Annotated in this window: 3 protein-coding genes; all 3 read right to left on the bottom strand. The window is 44.0% G+C overall.

Annotation, left to right across the window (positions count from 1 at the left end):
- Positions 1–166 (bottom strand): transposase (locus AC1DUW_RS26575; protein ID WP_477643900.1); only part of this gene is annotated, 166 nt, incomplete at its 3' end.
- A gap of 100 nt (positions 167–266) precedes the next feature.
- Entirely contained in the window at positions 267–1,796 is a 1,530-nt protein-coding gene (locus tag AC1DUW_RS26570) for an acyl-CoA carboxylase subunit beta (RefSeq protein WP_053345958.1), read from the bottom strand.
- Positions 1,797–1,819: 23 nt separating this feature from the next.
- Positions 1,820–2,208: enoyl-CoA hydratase-related protein (locus tag AC1DUW_RS26565; protein ID WP_477643899.1), on the bottom strand; the 389-nt coding region annotated here is incomplete at its 5' end.

Here is a 2,208-nt window from a genome sequence, read left to right as displayed (position 1 = left end):
AACCCAGTATGCCTTCATCTTCAAAGTACTTAACCCAGCGGCGGACTTGATTTTTATCAATTTCTAATTTATCAGCGACCGATTGATAACTCATATCTCCATTAAGGTATAAATCAACGGCCTGCTTTTTGAACGCTTTATCAAACGTTCTTTTAATATTACCCATAGAAAAATCCCCTCCATATATAGACAGATTAGTGTGCTTTCTTTTTTCTGTCTACTAAAAGGGGATCATATCAACATGACCGGGCTGTTTATTTTATTTATTATACGGGATATACTCCGTGTTTACGCTCAGTAAATGTCATTTGCTTGCTACTATACGCTTCAAACCGAGCGCTCAATTCATCACGCAGGTCATTTGGCTGGATAATAGCATCCACAATCATCTCTGAGGCTAAGCGGTAAATATCAATATCTTCATTATATTCATTTCGCTTCTGCTCAATGAAAGCAGGTCGTTCTACTGCATCCATTGCACTGATTTTGTTAGCATAGACTGCGTTAACCGCTGCCTCCGCACCCATAACAGCAATCAAAGCAGTTGGTAAGGCCAGAACGCAATCCGGTTCAAAAGCAGGACCTGCCATCGCGTATAATCCGGCACCATAAGCCTTACGAACAACGACAGAAATTTTGGGAACCGTGGCTTCGCTCATTGCTGATATCATTTTCGCACCATGGCGAATAATGCCCGCCTGTTCGACCTTAGTTCCAATCATAAATCCTGGAATATCCGCTAGGAACAAAAGTGGGATATGGAAAGCATCACATAAATTGATGAACTTGGCGGCCTTGTCAGCAGAATCATGGAACAGAACCCCCCCTTTGACACGCGGCTGGTTGGCTATAATTCCAATCGTTTGGCCATTTAACCGTGCAAGACCAGTAATCAATTCAGGGGCAAATAATTTTTTGATTTCACAAAATGAATTACGGTCTATAATCCTGTCGATTAGGTCATACATATTAAAGGCAGCATTTTGATTTTTTGGAATCAGCTCTTCCAGCGTTTTTTCAAATTCAGCAGGTAGCTCAGGTTTGGTAGCTTTCGGCTTTTGTTGATAATTTCCTGGAAAATAGCTTAAGTATCGGCGAGCAAAGGCAATGGATTCTTCTTCTGATTTAACGAGTACATCACCACATCCTGAAACGGAACAATGCATTTTCGCTCCACCCATTTCCTCTTCGGTCACTTTTTCGCCAATGACCATTTCGGCCATCCTCGGTGAACCTAAATACATGGATGCATTTCCATCAACCATAACAACAATATCGCAAAAAGCAGGGATATATGCCCCACCTGCTGCGGAAGGACCGAACAATAGACAGATTTGAGGCACTTTTCCAGATAGCTTCACTTGGTTGTAAAAGATCCGGCCTGCCCCACGGCGTCCAGGAAACATTTCGACTTGATCCGTTATGCGGGCACCGGCTGAATCGACTAAATATAGTAGTGGCAATTGTAACTTATCAGCGGTTTCCTGAATGCGGATGATTTTCTCTACAGTCCTCGCTCCCCAAGAACCTGCTTTTACAGTCGAATCATTGGCCATGACACAGACTCTCTGTCCGTTGATTTTGCCGATGCCTGTAACGACACCGTCTGCAGGCAGCCCATCACTCGCACAATTTGCGAAGAAGGCGTCCTCGATTTCAACTCCTTCGTCAAATAGAAGCTGTAGCCGATCACGTACGAAAAGCTTCCCTTTTTCAGCATTTTTTTGATGATATTTTTCTAAGCCGCCTTTTTTTATCGTTTCTACCGTTTCTGTAAGTTTATCCGTCGTTACCATCTATGTTCCTCCTTCAATTGAAATCAATTACCCGTAAATACCGGTTTGCGTTTTTCCTTGAATGCTGACAGACCCTCCAGTCGGTCACGGGTTTGCAGTGTTGTCTGATAGCAGTCCTTCTCGATTTGCAATCCAGTTTTCAAGTCTGTATCTGCCCCTTGATTCATGGCAGCTTTTGCCGCTCTTAGTGCTAAAGGGGCATTGACAGCAATTTCTCCAGCCAGGTTTTTCGCTTCCTCAAGCAGATGTTGAGGCGGGTACATATGGCTGATGATTTGCATGGCATGTGCCGTTTTAGCGTCCAGTCTCCTTGCCGTATAAATCAGTTCTTTCGCAGTCGCCATTCCGACAATCCGCGGCAACCGCTGAGTACCTCCACCGCCTGGTATTATTCCAAGCGCAGTTTCAGTCC

Source organism: Peribacillus sp. P4_C12 (assembly GCF_056402095.1).
This window is presented reverse-complemented; position numbering and strand designations above follow the sequence as displayed.